The organism is Roseisalinus antarcticus, assembly GCF_900172355.1.
GTDB lineage: Bacteria > Pseudomonadota > Alphaproteobacteria > Rhodobacterales > Rhodobacteraceae > Oceanicola > Oceanicola antarcticus_A.
This window is the reverse complement of sequence record NZ_FWFZ01000006.1, coordinates 85878-100964: the sequence shown is the minus strand read 5'-3', so window position 1 is coordinate 100964 and position 15087 is coordinate 85878. Positions and strand designations below refer to the sequence as shown.

14 protein-coding genes and 1 pseudogene are annotated in these 15087 nt (G+C 68.4%); 6 read left to right on the top strand and 9 right to left on the bottom strand.

Annotated features, from left to right (window positions below; genetic code table 11):
• Window positions 1-134 precede the first annotated feature (134 nt).
• The gene (gene kynU / locus ROA7023_RS07780; protein ID WP_085878454.1) at window positions 135-1328 is read left to right on the top strand and encodes a kynureninase; all 1194 of its coding nucleotides are present in this window, start codon (window positions 135-137) and stop codon (window positions 1326-1328) included.
• A 5-nt stretch (window positions 1329-1333) separates the two neighbouring features.
• Here the strand turns inward: kynU and ROA7023_RS07775 are convergent, their stop codons facing one another.
• A complete protein-coding gene (locus ROA7023_RS07775) occupies window positions 1334-1732 on the bottom strand; it encodes a VOC family protein (protein ID WP_085878453.1) in 399 nt (132 codons plus the stop codon).
• Between the two features lie 13 nt (window positions 1733-1745).
• Complete coding sequence (locus tag ROA7023_RS07770; RefSeq protein ID WP_085878452.1) at window positions 1746-2432, bottom strand: D-lyxose/D-mannose family sugar isomerase; 687 nt, start codon at window positions 2430-2432, stop codon at window positions 1746-1748.
• 45 nt (window positions 2433-2477) lie between these two features.
• Here ROA7023_RS07770 and ROA7023_RS07765 point away from each other — a divergent pair, with 45 nt between their 5' ends.
• Together ROA7023_RS07765 and ROA7023_RS07760 are read left to right on the top strand one after the other, a co-directional pair.
• Window positions 2478-2981 (top strand): hypothetical protein, encoded by a 504-nt coding sequence (locus ROA7023_RS07765; RefSeq protein ID WP_085878451.1) that lies wholly within the window; start codon window positions 2478-2480, stop codon window positions 2979-2981.
• A gap of 143 nt (window positions 2982-3124) precedes the next feature.
• On the top strand, window positions 3125-4063 hold the full coding sequence (locus tag ROA7023_RS07760) for an aminotransferase class IV (RefSeq protein ID WP_085878450.1): 939 nt from the start codon (window positions 3125-3127) through the stop codon (window positions 4061-4063).
• A gap of 7 nt (window positions 4064-4070) precedes the next feature.
• Here the strand turns inward: ROA7023_RS07760 and ROA7023_RS07755 are convergent, their stop codons facing one another.
• The gene (locus ROA7023_RS07755; RefSeq protein WP_085878543.1) at window positions 4071-4847 is read right to left on the bottom strand and encodes a gamma-glutamyl-gamma-aminobutyrate hydrolase family protein; all 777 of its coding nucleotides are present in this window, start codon (window positions 4845-4847) and stop codon (window positions 4071-4073) included.
• 181 nt (window positions 4848-5028) lie between these two features.
• On the opposite strand from ROA7023_RS07755, the gene ROA7023_RS07750 reads away from it, so the two are divergent.
• Complete coding sequence (locus ROA7023_RS07750) at window positions 5029-6261, top strand: YbiU family protein (RefSeq protein ID WP_085878449.1); 1233 nt, start codon at window positions 5029-5031, stop codon at window positions 6259-6261.
• Window positions 6262-6433: 172 nt separating this feature from the next.
• Here the strand turns inward: ROA7023_RS07750 and ROA7023_RS07745 are convergent.
• From ROA7023_RS07745 to ROA7023_RS07730, 4 genes and pseudogenes are all read right to left on the bottom strand, one after another.
• A pseudogene (locus tag ROA7023_RS07745) lies at window positions 6434-6863 on the bottom strand (GlcG/HbpS family heme-binding protein).
• 11 nt (window positions 6864-6874) lie between these two features.
• Window positions 6875-9019: a malate synthase G gene (locus ROA7023_RS07740; RefSeq protein WP_085878448.1), complete on the bottom strand. Its 2145-nt coding sequence runs from the start codon at window positions 9017-9019 to the stop codon at window positions 6875-6877.
• A gap of 110 nt (window positions 9020-9129) precedes the next feature.
• Window positions 9130-9288, bottom strand: a complete 159-nt coding sequence (locus ROA7023_RS07735) for a DUF2256 domain-containing protein (protein WP_200812475.1) — start codon at window positions 9286-9288, stop codon at window positions 9130-9132.
• Between the two features lie 17 nt (window positions 9289-9305).
• Window positions 9306-9506: a hypothetical protein gene (locus ROA7023_RS07730; protein WP_085878447.1), complete on the bottom strand. Its 201-nt coding sequence runs from the start codon at window positions 9504-9506 to the stop codon at window positions 9306-9308.
• Between the two features lie 104 nt (window positions 9507-9610).
• Between ROA7023_RS07730 and pepN the strand changes: the two genes are divergently transcribed.
• Both pepN and ROA7023_RS07720 read left to right on the top strand, forming a co-directional pair.
• Complete coding sequence (gene pepN / locus ROA7023_RS07725; RefSeq protein ID WP_085878446.1) at window positions 9611-12190, top strand: aminopeptidase N; 2580 nt, start codon at window positions 9611-9613, stop codon at window positions 12188-12190.
• Window positions 12191-12370: 180 nt separating this feature from the next.
• Window positions 12371-13231 (top strand): lysophospholipid acyltransferase family protein, encoded by an 861-nt coding sequence (locus tag ROA7023_RS07720; protein WP_085878445.1) that lies wholly within the window; start codon window positions 12371-12373, stop codon window positions 13229-13231.
• 26 nt (window positions 13232-13257) lie between these two features.
• On the opposite strand, the gene ROA7023_RS07715 is transcribed toward ROA7023_RS07720, so the two are convergent.
• Window positions 13258-14013 carry a transglycosylase SLT domain-containing protein gene (locus ROA7023_RS07715; RefSeq protein WP_234992086.1) on the bottom strand — a complete coding sequence of 252 codons (756 nt, stop codon included), beginning with the start codon at window positions 14011-14013 and terminating at the stop codon, window positions 13258-13260.
• Window positions 14014-14168: 155 nt separating this feature from the next.
• Window positions 14169-14750 carry a transglycosylase SLT domain-containing protein gene (locus ROA7023_RS07710; RefSeq protein WP_085878443.1) on the bottom strand — a complete coding sequence of 194 codons (582 nt, stop codon included), beginning with the start codon at window positions 14748-14750 and terminating at the stop codon, window positions 14169-14171.
• Between the last annotated feature and the right edge of the window lie 337 nt (window positions 14751-15087).

Sequence of the window (15087 nt, the reverse complement as noted above, 5' to 3'; positions counted from 1 at the left end):
AGGCAGCTCCTTCGCGTGCCGACCGAACCACGCGGCCCCGCGGCTGTCGACCCCCTTGCGCCCGGCGTCCGGGCGACCCCCTTGCGCCCGGCGTCCGGGGAAATAGGGTCGCCCCCGACCTCAAGGAGCCCCCCATGACCGATTTCGCCGCCACCAAGGCGCTGTTTCACCTGCCCGATGCGATCACCTATCTCGACGGCAACTCACTGGGGCCCCTGCCGAAATCCGTGCCCCGACGGGTCGAATCGATGCTGAGCGAGGAATGGGGCGAACTGGTCATCACCGGCTGGAATCGCGCCGGCTGGATGGCCTCGCCCCTGCGCATCGGCGACCGGATCGGCCGGCTGATCGGGGCGCCGCCCGGCACCACGGTCCTCGGCGACACGCTGTCGGTCAAGGTCTACCAGGCGTTGGCCTCGGCGCTGGCGCTGCGGCCGGACCGAAAGGTGATCCTGTCCGACAGCGGCAACTTCCCCTCCGATCTCTACATGGCCGAAGGGCTGGTCAAGATGCTCGGCCAGGGCCTGGAATTGCGGGTGGTCCCCCCCGAGGACGTCGCCGGGGCGATCACCGAAGAGGTCGCCGTGCTCATGCTGACCGAGGTGGATTACCGCACCGGCCGCCGGCACGACATGCCCGCCCTGACCGCCCGTGCCCATGCGGCCGGCGCGCTGGCGATCTGGGATCTCGCCCATTCGGCCGGCGCACTCGAGGTCGACGTGACCGCGGGCGACGCCGATTTCGCGGTGGGCTGCACTTACAAGTATCTCAACGGCGGGCCGGGGGCGCCGGCCTTCATCCACGTGGCCCCCCGCTTCGCCAACCAGGCGGTGCCGGCGCTTTCGGGCTGGCTGGGGCACGCGGCGCCGTTCGATTTCGACCTGGGCTACCGGCCCGGCGCGGGAATCGAGCGCATGCGCGTGGGCACGCCCCCGATCATCCAGCTCGCCGCGCTCGACGCCGCCCTCGACATCTACGACATGGTCACGATGGCCGAGGTCCGGGCCCGCTCCATCCAGCTGTCCGACCGCTTCATCGCGGGGGTGGAGGCCGCCTGCCCCGCCCTGACGCTCGCCTCGCCCCGCGACCCCGCCCAGCGCGGCAGCCAGGTGTCGTTCCGGTTCGCCGAGGGCTACGCCGCGATGCAGGCCGCGATCTCGCGCGGGGTGGTCGGCGATTTCCGCGCCCCCGACATCATGCGATTCGGCATCACGCCGCTCTATCTCGACGAGGGCGACATCGACCGCGCGGTGGCGGTGCTGGGCGAGATCATGGAGACATCCCTGTGGGACACGCCGGCCTTCCGCCAACGCGCGGCCGTCACCTGAACCGGTCAGCGCCGCTCGATCAGGTCCCAGAGGTTGCCGCAGATGTCGCGGAACACGGCCACCGTGCCATACGGCGCCACCCGCGGCTCCTCCAGGAAGGCGACGCCCTCGGCCAGCATATGCGCGTGATCCCGGGCGAAATCGTCAGTTTCCATGAAAAAGCCCACGCGCCCGCCGGTCTGGTCGCCGATCCGGGCGCGCTCGGCCTTGCTGTCGGCCCGCGCCAGCAGCAGCGCGGCCCCCGCACCGGGCGGCCTGACCACGACCCAGCGCTTCTCGCGGCCGGGATCCCGAGAGCTGACGGCCGGCGAATCCTCGACCAGCTCGAACCCCAGCGCACGGGTGAAGTAGTCGATCGCAGGGTCGTAATCCGGCACCACCAGGGTGATCAGGCCCAGCCCCATCAGCCCAGCCCCATCAGCCCAGCCAGGTCGCGTAGTCGCTGACCAGCAGGTGAGTCGGCGGCTCGTCCTCCTCGATCTGCGAAAAGCGGCCGATCGGCTCGCGGAAAAAGTTGTCGGTCTCGTCGTCGTTGACGGTCGAGACCTCGCCGATCAGCACGTCGCCGCCATCGCCCCAGAACGCGTGCCAGTCTCCCGGCATCAATGTCACACTTTCGCCCGGGGCAAACCGCAGCTTTTCGCCGGGGGCATAGGCCCGCTCGACCCCGTCGCACATCACCCGGCCGCCCCGGTCCGTGGCAAAGTTGCCGTCGTCGTCGGACCCGAAAAGCTCGATCACCAGCGTGGCCCCGCCGCGGTTGATGATGTCCTCGGCCTTGATCACGTGAGTATGCATGGGCGACAGCTGATCCTGCTTTGAAATCAACAGCTTCTCGGCATAGCACATGCCCTGCCCGCGCAGCAGATCGTCCAGCCGCCCGTTGCGCAGGGTGAACAGGAACAGGCCCATCTCGTCATAACGCCCGGCGCCGTAATCGGTGATGTCCCAGCCGCAGCGGGCGTCGATCACATGCCGCGCGGCGGCCGCCTGGGCCAGGAAGGCATCCGGGGACCAATAGGCGAACGGGGGCAGCGCAAAGCCGTGCCCTCGGATCATCTCGTCGGCTTCGGCCATGATCTGATTGATCTTGGAGCGTTTCATGGGGCACCTTCCGGAAAATTCCGAAGCAACAATGGCCCCAGCCCAATGCGAAGAGCAATACCCATCGTCTCCCTGTCGCTGACCGCCGCCCTTCTCGCGGCCTGTTCGGACGGCGTGCCCTCGTCCAACGCCCCGGCACTGCTGCCGCTGGTGCTCGACCCGGCCGCACAAGGCTACGACACGCCCGACCCGGCCTATTCGCCGCCCGGAAACGGCGGCAACATCCGCTGCACGACGATCGTCCAGACCGCCTCGACCGGACCGATCTACGAGGCGACCCGCTGGGCCTTCGGGAAATGGGAGGATTTCGTCGACGACAACCCCCAGGTCGCCCACCCCACGCCGGCCGACGCCCCCGAGGTCGCCGGCTACATCGTGGATTTCTGCCAGGGCACGCCGGTCGCGACCGTCCTCGACGCGGTGAACGTCTATCTCTCCGCCCTGCCCGGAAGCGCCGCCTCGCAATTCGGCGGGGTCGATCCGCCGATCGACGTGCCGACGCCCACAGAACCCGATTCGATCCTGTCGACCGTCTTCGGCGGCGGCTAAGCCCCGGGTCTGACAGGCGCAGCCCCCCCCCCAGCCCGCACCTTCATTGCCTCGGCAATATCCCGGGGGGGAATTGGCCCGCCAGGGCCAAGGGGGGGCAGCGCCCCCCGGGGCGCACGTCCCAGCAACAAGAGCCGACACAGATGCATTCAGCCGACGCCGCCCCCACGACCCACGACGCGGACGACGATCCGCGCAACCGCGATATCCGGATCTACGTGAATGGCGAGATCGTCCACCGCGACGAGGCAAAGGTCTCGGTCTACGACAGCGGCTTCCTGCTCGGCGACGGCATGTGGGAGGGGATGCGGCTCCACGATGGCCACTGGGCCTTCTTCGACGACCACATGGATCGGTTCTTCGACTCCTGCAAGGCGGTCAGCCTGGAGGTCGGGATGGACCGCGCCGGCATCCTCGACGCGCTCACCCGCACCGCCGAGGCCAACGGCATGGTCACCGACGTGCATTGCCGGCTGATGCTGACCCGCGGGATCAAGTCCAAGCCGTTCCAGCACCCGGCTCTCAGCCGCTCGGGCCCGACCCTGGTCATCATCCTCGAGCATTCGCGCCCGGTCGCGACGCTCCAGGCCAAGGGCATCCGGCTGGCCACGGTGCCGCAGGTGCGCGGCCTGCCCACAAGCCAGGACCCCAAGTTCAACAGCCATTCCAAGCTCAATTGCGTCATCGCCTGCCTGCAGGCCGAACAGGCCGGGGCGGACGAGGGGCTGATGCTCGACCCCCTGGGCTTCGTGAACACGACCAACGCCTGCAATTTCTTCATCGTCCGCAGGGGCGAGGTTTGGACCTCCACCGGCGATTACTGCATGAACGGGGTGACCCGGGCCAAGGTCATCCAGCTCTGCCGCGACAACGGCATTCCGGTATTCGAAAAGAACTTCTCGCTCTATGAGGCCTACGGCGCGGACGAGGCCTTCCTGACCGGCACCTTCGGCGCCCAGACTCCTGTCGCCTCGATCGACGGCAAACCCGTCGACGACAGGGCCCGGCCCGTCACGGAAAGGATCCGCGCCCTCTACAAGGATCTGATCGCGCGGGACATCGCCGCCCAGGCCGGGCGCTGACGCGGGCCTAGCCCGCCGCCCGCAGGGTTTCCCGGCCGCGGCCGGCCCAGGCCCGCGCGGCATCGCCGAACGCCCGAAAGAGGGGCTGCGACACCGGATCCATGGCGGCCTGCCATTCCGGATGCCATTGGACCGCGAGGGCAAAGCCCGGCGCACCCTCGATAAAAAGCGCCTCCGGGGTGCCGTCGTCGGCATGCCCGTCGATGACCACCCGCGGTCCGGGCGCCTTGATCCCCTGCCCGTGCAGGGTGTTCGTCATCACCTCGGTCGCGCCGAAGATGCGGTGGAAGGGCCCGCCCTCGCCCACGGTGACCCGGTGGCGGATGGCGAATTGCTCTTCGAGCGTGCCCTCGGGCGGCATCCGGTGGTTCATCCGCCCCGGCAGGTCGCGGATCTCGGGATAGAGCGACCCGCCCATGGCCACGTTCACCTCCTGAAAGCCGCGGCAGACGCCCAGGAATGGCTGGCCCCGGGCGACACAGCCCCGGACGAGCGACAGGGCAACCGCGTCGCGCTCGCGGTCGAAGGTGCCGTGCGCCTCGGTCGGCTCCTCGCCGTATTCCTCGGGATGGACGTTGGCGCGCCCCCCGGTCAGCAGGATGCCGTCGCAGACCTCCAGCAGCTCCTCGACCGAAGCCAGCCGCGGATCCGACGGGATGATGAGCGGGATGCAGTCGGAGACCTCGGCGATCGCGTCGCTGTTCATCCGCCCCGCCGAATGGGTCGCGTAGCGGTCGTTGATCAGGAAGAAGTTGCCGACAATGCCGATAACCGGGCGAGCCATGTAGATATCCAATCCTTTGTCGTCAGATAGCCTGCCGGGCGCCTGGTGAAAAGGGAACCGGGCGCAGGGTGCGGGCGCGGCTGACGCACATGCCGCAATGACGGGCAGGACGATACCATTTGACCCGTGGCGGCAACAATGCTCCGGTTTCCCGCAGCGGGATCAGGGAGGAGACTGCGCCATGGTGTTTGACCCCAAACCCTATATCTCGGCCACAAAGGCGCGGCTGCGGGCCCGGTCGGACGTGGCCGCGTCCTTCGCGCGGCTTCGCGCCGCGACCCGGGCGGCGATCGGGGATCTGCACGAAGAGATCGCCCGCGGCGGCAGCGCCATCCCAGAGCTGCGCCACGCCGACATCGCCTCGGCCAGCGTGTCCGCCGGCGCGGTCGACGAGATCCGGCGCAAGGGCTGCGTGATCGTGCGCGGCGTCTTCGGCCGGGCCCGGGCCGAGCGCTGGGACGCCGAGATGGGCGCCTATATCGAGGCCAACGACTATTTCACCAAAGCCAAGCAGAAGGCCGGGCTCGACAAGTATTTCTCGCAGCTCGAGGACGCGGTGCCGCAGATCTTCGGCCTCTACTGGTCGCGGCCCCAGATCGACGCCCGCCAGGACCCGGCGATGGCCGAGACCAAGCGGTTCCTCAACCGGCTCTGGTCCATCGACGGGCCGATGGGGCCGGAGTTCGACCCCGACCTCGACCTGGTCTATGCCGACCGCACCCGCCGCAGGCGGCCCGGCGACACGACGCTGGGGCTGTCGCCGCACATGGACGCCGGATCCTACGAGCGCTGGCTCGACCCGGCCTATCAGGCGGTCTATGCGCCCGTGTTCGAGGGCGCCTGGGAAGACTACGATCCATGGAAGGCCACCTTCCGCACCCAGGTCCGCGAATACGAGAGCCCGGCGGTCGGCTCCATGTTCCGGACGTTTCAGGGCTGGACCGGGCTGACCGAACAGGGGCCGGGCGGCGGCACCTTGCAGCTTGTGCCGACGACGCTGTCGATGCCGTGGATGCTGTTGCGGGCCCTGCAGGACGACGTGGCCGGGGATGACCTCTGCGGCGCCGCGCCGGGCCGTGCGCTTGGGGCCGGCCCCGAATACCACGCCGAGTTGCTGGAGGGGCTGGTCACGATCCCCACCGTCAATCCCGGCGACACGGTCTGGTGGCACACCGACGTGATCCACGCGGTCGAGGGCGCCAACACCAGCGAGAGCTGGGCGAACGTGATCTACATAGGCGCCTCGCCCGATTGCAGGAAGAACCGCGCCTTTGCCGCGCGGCAGGCCCAGGCCTTTCTTGCGGGCAAGTCCTCGCCCGATTTCGCGCCCGAGGATTACGAGGTGGATTTCGAGGGCCGGGCCACGCTGGACGACCTCACGCCGCTGGGCCGCCGGCAGATGGGCCTCGCCTAGGCATCAAGGCAGCGAAAATCGTTCGGGTCGCCGCGCGGTCTGGCACCGGCCCGCCGGGCGGGCAGGCCTCGGGCCGGGCCAGAGCCTCGCATCATTGCGGCACGGGGCCGCCCCGACCATTCTTGCGGCAACGGGGGCGCCCCTACCCGGGTGCGTCCCGCCCCGCGCGGGCTCAGGCCTCGCCGGTCAGCCCGGTCGCCTCGACCCCGGCCATCGCGGCGGCCGCGTCGTTGTCCGAGCTGTCGCCGGTGACGCCCACGGCGCCCATGACGGCGCCCTTCTTGTCCTTGATCAGCACCCCGCCCGGCACCGGGATCATCTGGCCGCCCAGCGCCCCGTTGGCGCAGGCGATGAAATAGGCCTGGCTCTCGGCCCGGGCCATCTGGGCGCTGCCCGGCATCCCGAGCATCACGGCGCCGTAGGCCTTGCCCTGCGCGATGGCATAGCGGCCCGGGGCCAGCGCCGTCGTCACGCTCGAACGCCTTCAGGTTGCCGCCCGAATCCAGCACCGCCACGGACAGCGGCTTCAGCCCGTTCTCGCGGCCATAGGCCAGCGCCTTGCGGATGATCGTGCGGGCGCGGTTCATTGAGATCTCTGGCATGTCGTCCCCCTTCAGGATGCTTTCTTTTCCAGGCGCCGGGCGTGGAGCACCGGCTCGGTATAGCCCGACGGCTGGACCCGGCCGCGGAACACCAGGTCGCAGGCCGCCTGGAAGGCGATCCCGTCGAAGCCCGGCGCCATGGCCTCGTAGGCCGGATCGCCCTCGTTCTGCCGGTCGACCACGGCGGCCATCTTGCGCATCGCGGCCATCACCTGTTCCTCGCTCACCACCTCGTGGTGGAGCCAGTTGGCCAGGGCCTGGCTGGAGATCCGACAGGTCGCGCGATCCTCCATCAGGCCCACGTCGTTGATGTCGGGCACCTTGGAGCAGCCGACCCCCTGGTCGATCCAGCGCACCACATAGCCGAGGATGCCTTGCGCGTTGTTCTCGACCTCGCGGCTGATCTCCTCTTCCGAGAAGTTGCGGCCGGTGGCGACGGGGATGTTCAGCAGATCGTCCAGCGTGCCCCGCGCCCCACCCGCGGCGATCCGGTCCTGCACCTCGAACACGTTGACCTTGTGATAATGGGTCGCGTGCAGGGTGGCGGCGGTGGGCGACGGCACCCAGGCGCAATTGGCGCCCGATTTCGGATGGCCGATCTTCGCCTCCAGCATCGCTTCCATCAGGTCGGGCATGGCCCACATGCCCTTGCCGATCTGCGCCTTGCCGCGCAGCCCGCAGGCCAGCCCGATGTCGACGTTGCGATCCTCATAGGACTGGATCCAGGCGCTGTCCTTCATCTCGCCCTTGGGCACCATGGGTCCGGCCTCCATCGAGGTGTGGATCTCGTCCCCCGTGCGGTCAAGAAAGCCGGTGTTGATGAAGGCGACCCTCGATTTCGCCGCGCGGATGCATTCCTTGAGGTTGGCGCTGGTGCGGCGCTCCTCGTCCATGATCCCGATCTTGACCGTGTTCGCGGGCAGGCCCAGCACCGCCTCGACGCGGTCGAAGGTCTCGCAGGCGAAGGCGACCTCTTCGGGCCCGTGCATCTTGGGTTTCACAACGTAGACAGAGCCGTGGACGGTATTGCGCAGGCCGTCGGTCTTCTTCAGGTCATGCATCGCGATCAGCGTGGTGACCATCGCATCCATCAGCCCCTCGGGGATCTCGCGCCCCTCGCGGTCGAGGATCGCGGGGTTGGTCATCAGATGCCCCACGTTCCGGATCAGCATCAGCGACCGGCCCTTCGCGCTTCGCGTGCCGCCCGAGGGGGTGGTATAGACGGCGTCCGGGTTGAGCCGGCGCGTCATCTCGCGCCCGCCCTTGGAGAACGTCTCCTCCAGCGTGCCCTGCATCAGGCCCAGCCAGTTGCCATAGGCCAGCACCTTGTCCTCGGCATCGACGCAGGCGACGGAATCCTCGCAATCCATGATGGTGGAGATCGCGGATTCCAGCCGGATGTCCGACACCCCCGCCGGGTCCGAACCGCCGATGACAGAGGTCTTGTCGATCACCACCTCGATCAGCAAGCCGTTGTGCCCGAGCAGGAATTTCTCGTCGCCCACATGGCCCGCGAATTGCCCGGGATCGGCCAGCGCCACGGTCGAGCCGTCGATGGTGGCGACCAGGGCGCCGTCCGCCACGCCATAGGCGACGGCGTCCGCGTGGCTGCCGGAGGCGAGCGGCGCCGCCTCGTCGAGGAACGCCTTGGCCCAGGCGATCACCCGCGCCCCGCGCTCGGGATCATACTCCTTGCCCGCGGGCAGGTCCCCCATGGCATCGGTGCCGTAAAGCGCATCGTAGAGAGACCCCCACCGCGCATTGGCGGCGTTCAGCGCGAACCTTGCATTGGTGATCGGGACCACCAGCTGCGGGCCGGCGATGCTGGCGATCTCGGGATCGACATTGCCGGTATCGACGGTGAAATCGCCTTTTTCCTCGACGAGATATCCGATGGACTTGAGGAATGCGGCGTAGGCATCCGCATCGAAGGGCTGGCCTGCGTGGGTCAGATGCCAATCGTCCACGCGGGACTGGATCTCGGCCCGCCGGGCCAGAAGCTCCCGGTTGCGGAGCGCGAACTCATGCACCAGCGCGGAAAAGCCGGCCCAGAAATCATCCTTCGCCACGCCGGTTCCCGGCAAGGCCTGCCTCTCGATGAACTGCGCCAGAACATCTGCGACCTGCAACCCGTCACGCTCGACCCGTTCAGCCATCCCTGTCTCCTTGTTCGTCCTGCATCGGCCATCTGATGGCCGCGGGAGGGGGGTAACTCACTTGTTTCCTATCGGCAACACGCGACGAGCTTGGGAAACATGATCGGCGGTCAGATCGAGGTCGTCTGCCGCTTTTCGCGTCGGCACCTATCGGAACAATAGCGGACCTCGTCCCAGACCCGCGCCCATTTGCGGCGCCACGCAAAGGGGCGCCCGCAGGTCGCGCATGTCTTGCTGGGCAGGTCGCCCTTGCGTCGCATGGCGGGCATGGCGGACCAGCCGGACGTCAGCCGTCGGCGCCGATCTCGCCGCCGGTGCGGCCATCGATCCGGGTTTCGGGCGTATCGGGCTCATTGCCGGTTGCGAACAGCCATACAAGCAACGCCACCAACAGCACCGCGGCGAACCCCACAGAGACGATGATGCCGCGCAGGGCCGGGCGATGATTCTTTTCCTGTTTCTCGAGGTTCGTTTCGGGTGCAGACATGTTCGTCTCCTGAGTGTTGGGGGCGAGCGCTTGTGGCGCTCGCGTCGCAAGTTTAACTACTGAAAGAAGCCTAGGGTTCCCCGAACAATCAGCAAGGTCCTGTCATGAAAGATGCCGCGCCGCAGACAATCCACCTGAAAGACTACGCGCCTTTTCCCTGGATCGTGGACCGCGTCGACCTCACGTTTCGCCTCTCGCCGACGACGACCCGGGTGCTGGCCCGCGTCGCCTATCGCCCGAACCCGGAGGCGGGCGACGGCCCGTTCTTTCTGCATGGCGAGGACCTGCGCCTGATCTCGGCGGCGATCGACGGCACCCCCGTCGCGCCCCGGATCACGCCCGAAGGGCTGACCTGCGATGTCCCCGACCGCGCCTTCCTGTGGGAGGCCGAGGTCGAGATCGCGCCCGAGAGCAACACCGCGCTCGAAGGGCTCTACATGTCCGGCGGGATCTACAGCACCCAGTGCGAGGCCGAGGGCTTTCGCAAGATCACCTATTACCCCGACCGCCCCGACGTGATGGCGCCGTTCCGCGTGCGGATCGAGAGCGCCGCGCCGGTGCTGCTGTCCAACGGGAACCAGACCGGCCGGGGCGACGGTTGGGCCGAGTGGGACGATCCCTGGCCGAAACCGGCCTATCTCTTCGCGCTGGTGGCCGGCGACCTGGTGGCGGTGCGCGACCGGTTCGTGACCCGCGCGGGCCGCGAGGTGGACCTCGCGATCTGGGTCCGGCCGGGGGACGAGGGCAAGTGCGACTGGGCGCTGACCTCTCTCAAGGCCTCGATGACGTGGGATGAAGAAACCTATGGCCGCGAATACGACTTGGACATTTTCAACATCGTAGCTGTCGACGACTTCAATGCAGGGGCGATGGAGAACAAGGGATTGAACATTTTCAACTCCGCCCTCGTTCTGGCCTCTCCGGAGACAGCGACCGACCGGGACTACGAACGGATCGAGGCGGTGATCGCCCACGAGTATTTCCACAACTGGACCGGCAACCGCGTGACCTGCCGCGACTGGTTCCAGCTCTGCCTCAAGGAGGGGCTGACGGTCTTTCGCGACCAGCAGTTCACCTCGGACATGCGCTCTGCCCCGGTCAAGCGGATCGAGGACGCGCTGATGATGCGCTCGCGCCAGTTCCGCGAGGATGGCGGCCCGCTGGCGCATCCGGTCCGGCCCGAGGAATTCGTGGAGATCAACAATTTCTACACCACCACGGTCTATGACAAGGGGGCCGAGGTCGTCTCGATGCTCAAGCGGCTGATCGGCGACAATGCCTGGCGGGCGGGCTGCGACCTCTATTTCGAGCGGCATGACGGGCAGGCCGTCACGATCGAGGATTGGCTCAGGGCCTTCGCCGACGTGACCGGGCGCGACCTGTCGCAATTCCAGCGCTGGTATTCCCAGGCCGGCACCCCGCGGCTGTCGGTGACCGAGGCCTGGGACGGCGAGACCCTGCGCCTGACCTTCGTCCAGGTGACGCCCCCCACCCCGGGCCAGCCCGACAAGGGCCCCCAGGTGATCCCGCTGACCATGGGCCTGCTGCACCCCGATGGCAGCGAGCTGATGCCCAGCACCACCATCGAGGTGACCGAGGCAACCCAGACGGTCGACTTCGACGGCGCCGCGCTTTGCGCCAAGCAGGGCAAGCCGGTCGCGCGGCCGGTGCCCTCGCTGCTGCGCGACTTCTCTGCGCCGGTGATCCTCGACCGGCCCCTGACGACCGAGGACAGGGCCTTTCTGCTGGCCCATGACACCGATCCGTTCAACCGGTGGGAGGCGGGCCGCGGTCTGGCGCGCGAGGTTCTGATGGCCCGCGCAACGGGCACCGACTTCGACGACGCGGCCTACCTGGACGGTCTCCGCGCGGTCCTGTCCGACCCGGCGCTCGACCCGGCGTTCAAGGCGCTGGTGCTGGCGCTGCCGTCCGAGGACGACCTCGCCCAGAGCCTGTTCGATGCCGGCACCACCCCCGACCCCGCCGCGATCCACGACGCGGCCGAAATCCAGCGTCGGCGCACCGCGGAAGCCCTGGGCGATCTTCTGGCCGAAACCCATGCGGCCAATGCCACGCCCGGTCGCTACTGCCCCGACGCGGATCAGGCCGGGCGCCGGGGCCTCGCCAACGCCACGCTCTCGCTGCTCAGCCGGACCGACGACGGCGCCCGCGCGGCCGCGCAGTTCGCCGAGGCCGACAACATGACCCAGAGCCTCGCCGCGCTGTCGGCCCTGCTGAACATCGGCCGAGGCGCCGAAGAGCTCTCCACGTTCGAGGCCCGCTGGTCCGGCGACCGTCTCGTGATGGACAAGTGGTTCGCGCTCCAGGTCATGTGCGCGGCGCCCGACAAGGCCGCCGACGTCGCCCGCGGCCTGACCGAACATCCCGCCTTCACCTGGAAGACGCCGAACCGGTTCCGCGCGGTGATCGGCTCGCTGGCCGGCAACGCGGCGGGTTTTCACCATGCCTCGGGCGCGGCCTACACGCTGTTCGCCGACTGGGTGCTGAAGCTCGACCCGATCAACCCTCAGACCGCCGCCCGCATGTCGACCGCCTTCGAGACCTGGCGTCGCTACGACCCCGCCCGGCAGGAGCGGATCCGCGACACGATCCGCAGGATCCGCGACACCCCCGGCCTCAGCCGCGACACGGGCGAAATGGTCGAGCGGATGCTGGGCGACTAGGCCCCTTGCGCGGCCGGCACCCGCCCGCCAGAGAGCGGGCCGCGCGACGCCAAAGCTTTCCAAGACGCCCAGAAGTCACTATGACGCTGGGAACCAATCCGCCCATGGCGGGTTTATGTTCAACCGCGGACGTGCGCCTTCACAATGCGTCCGTTACAAATTCGTGGTGAATGCAGGGCCATGAAAGACCGTATAGATCCTCTGATTGCCGAGCGTGCGCCTTGGCTGTACCGCGCCCGCCCGGGCACGCGGTTCGTTCGTGCGGCTCTGAACAAGGCGCTGTCGTATGACAAGACGATCCGGATCGCGAACGGGTTCAAGGACAGCCCCACCGACGAGGTGATGGGCACCCTCGGCAACCTGCTGAGCCAAGATGTCGAGGCGCATGGCCTGACCAACATTCCAAGGGTCGGCCCGGCGCTGATCGTGGCCAATCACCCAACCGGCATCGCCGACGGGATCATCCTGCAGCACCTGATCCGCACCGTCCGCGACGACACCTACTTCTTCGCCAACCGCGACATCCTGCGGGTCTTGCCGCAGATGGAAAACTTCATCGCCCCCGTGGAATGGCGCAAGGACAGGAGGTCTCACGGCAAGACGCGCGAGACCATGGCCTTCACCCGCCGCGCGGTGAACGACGGGCGGCTCGGGGTGATCTTTCCGTCCGGTCGGCTGGCCAAGCGCCGCGGCCTGCGTCTTTACGAGCGTCCTTGGATGGCCTCCGCCGCGATGCTGGCCCGCAAGTTCGAGCTTCCGGTCATTCCGGTGAACATCCGGGCGCGCAATTCCGTGTTGTTCTACCTTTTCGACCTGATCCACCCGACCTTGCGCGATATCACCCTGTTTCACGAGGCGTTGAACAAGGATCGCCAGCCTTACCGGATCACCGTCGGAGAGCCGATTTCGCCCAGTGCCCTGCCGGAGAAATCCGAAGACGGGATAGAGATGCTGCGCAAGGCTACCCTGGCGCTCGGGGGGGCGGACGCTCCGACCGTCAGCCTGGTGCGGGCGACCCGCAGGCCGATGGTCCGTTTCTAGCGGAACCGACGCCGGGCGCGGCCCTCCTACTCTCCCATCGTCGAGACGGTTTCGACCACCGGGCGCATCTGCGGCCGCAGGCTCGCCATGACCGCGAGGTTGGGCTGGCAATAGGATTGCTCCCGCGTCCAGGCCGCCATTTCGGCGATCTTGCGGCGGTTTGTCATCGGCCCCCAGTCGGCGGCGACCCCGCGCCAGCGCCCGTCGCGCAGGGCGATCGCGTTGTCACGGCGCACCGTGACCCCCATTATCCGCACCGCGCAGGACAGGTTGTCCTCGGGATCGGTCAGGGCGGCCCCGGTCCGCGCCCGGCAGCCATAGCGCCGCGCCGTGTCCGGGAAGATCTGCAACAGCCCGAACCAGCGCCCGTTTCCGCCCACCGCGCCGGGCCGCCAGGTGCTTTCGTGCTTGGCCAGCGCCGACATCATCCCGACCCAGAAGGCCCGCCGCTGCAGCGCCGAATTCTGCCGGTAGGCCGGGCACCAGGTCGCGATGTCCCGTGGCACGATGTCCTCCAGCCCGCCGCCGTGAGAGCGGATCGCCGACATCGCGGCCCGGGTCCAGCGCTCGCCGTCGGAATGGAAATCCCAGCGGGCCGGCGGCACCCAGTCGATCCGCGCGGGCGGGCGCACCGGCGGCGGCCCCTCGATCACCCGCACGGGATAGCGCAGCATGTGCGCCGGTCGCGCCACGGGGCGCACCGACGACAGGTGCTCTCGCCGCGCGGCGGCTTCGGCAGCCAGCGCATCGGACCGGGACAGGGGACGCAGTTCGACGGTCACCGGCTCTGCGGTGGCCTCCGGCCCGGATTCAGCGGCAGCTGTGAATGCGAGGCACAACAGTGTCCCCCCGAGAATCAGGGAGCGTAGGGCAGACATGCCGCATCATGCCGTGCGGCGCCGACCCCGTCCAAACAATTCCGCCGCGAAGGGGTGGATCACTCGGCGGAGCAATAGGGCTGGTTGCTGACCCAGTCGCGCATGTCCTGCCGCTTGGAGGCGGAATGGAACGGGCCCCAGTCGCGCATGCCGCGGCTGACGGTGCCGTAGCGGGCCACCTGGCTGGAGGCGATGCGGAACGCGCAGGTCAGGTTCGATGCACCGTCCCGCAGCGCCGAGCCGGTCCGGGCCTCGCAGCCATAACCGCGCGCCGTGCTGGGATCGATCTGGACCAGGCCGAACCAGCGACCGCCGCCGCCGACGGCCTCGGGGTTCCAGGTGCTTTCGTGCTTCGCCAGCGCCGACATCAGCCCGGTCCAGAACGCGGCCCGTTCGGTGCGCGAGCCTTCCAGGTATTTCGGGCACCAGGTCTCGATATCGCCGGGCACGATATCCACCAGCGGCGCGCTGTCTGTCTGCAGCGCTGCGAAGGATGCCTGGGTCCATTCGGACGCTTCGGGCCGGTGGTCCCAACGCATTGTGGCGACGACAGGCTCGGGTGTTGGCTCCGGCGCCATCGCGGCGCAGGCAGTCAGGGTGGTCATGGCGGCTAGCGCGAGCGCACTCAGCGACAATCGCATCTGGAAACTCCGGGTGACACCGAACCCTTGTCCGGCGGTCACCGTCTTGCGCGAATCGCGGGGCGAGTCGAATCCGGCGGGCGGCTTTCGGCAAGACCTCGCCAATGCAAGGGGTTTTCCGCCTGGCGACCCCGGAAAAATGCATGCTCCGCCGCGCATTCGGCGGCCGTCACTCCGCCCCCTCAAGCCCATGACTGGGCTCAGAAAATCCGATGCCCGGCCGGAGCGACCACGCCCCCGATCCCGGACCGGTCCCTGGCCGCCCGCCGGACCGCGGTCCGTCCCGGCTCGGGGCCCCCGGAACGGTCGGTTTCCGCGCCTGCAAGGGACCGGAAGG

Bases quoted from the DNA above. Each gene is read 5' to 3' on its own strand.
- kynU (WP_085878454.1), top strand. From the start codon at position 135: ATGACCGATTTCGCCGCCACCAAGGCGCTGTTTCACCTGCCCGATGCG.
- ROA7023_RS07775 (WP_085878453.1), bottom strand. From the start codon at position 1,732: ATGGGGCTGGGCCTGATCACCCTGGTGGTGCCGGATTACGACCCTGCG.
- ROA7023_RS07770 (WP_085878452.1), bottom strand. From the start codon at position 2,432: ATGAAACGCTCCAAGATCAATCAGATCATGGCCGAAGCCGACGAGATG.
- ROA7023_RS07765 (WP_085878451.1), top strand. From the start codon at position 2,478: ATGCGAAGAGCAATACCCATCGTCTCCCTGTCGCTGACCGCCGCCCTT.
- ROA7023_RS07760 (WP_085878450.1), top strand. From the start codon at position 3,125: ATGCATTCAGCCGACGCCGCCCCCACGACCCACGACGCGGACGACGAT.
- ROA7023_RS07755 (WP_085878543.1), bottom strand. From the start codon at position 4,847: ATGGCTCGCCCGGTTATCGGCATTGTCGGCAACTTCTTCCTGATCAAC.
- ROA7023_RS07750 (WP_085878449.1), top strand. From the start codon at position 5,029: ATGGTGTTTGACCCCAAACCCTATATCTCGGCCACAAAGGCGCGGCTG.
- ROA7023_RS07740 (WP_085878448.1), bottom strand. From the start codon at position 9,019: ATGGCTGAACGGGTCGAGCGTGACGGGTTGCAGGTCGCAGATGTTCTG.
- ROA7023_RS07735 (WP_200812475.1), bottom strand. From the start codon at position 9,288: ATGCCCGCCATGCGACGCAAGGGCGACCTGCCCAGCAAGACATGCGCG.
- ROA7023_RS07730 (WP_085878447.1), bottom strand. From the start codon at position 9,506: ATGTCTGCACCCGAAACGAACCTCGAGAAACAGGAAAAGAATCATCGC.
- pepN (WP_085878446.1), top strand. From the start codon at position 9,611: ATGAAAGATGCCGCGCCGCAGACAATCCACCTGAAAGACTACGCGCCT.
- ROA7023_RS07720 (WP_085878445.1), top strand. From the start codon at position 12,371: ATGAAAGACCGTATAGATCCTCTGATTGCCGAGCGTGCGCCTTGGCTG.
- ROA7023_RS07710 (WP_085878443.1), bottom strand. From the start codon at position 14,750: ATGCGATTGTCGCTGAGTGCGCTCGCGCTAGCCGCCATGACCACCCTG.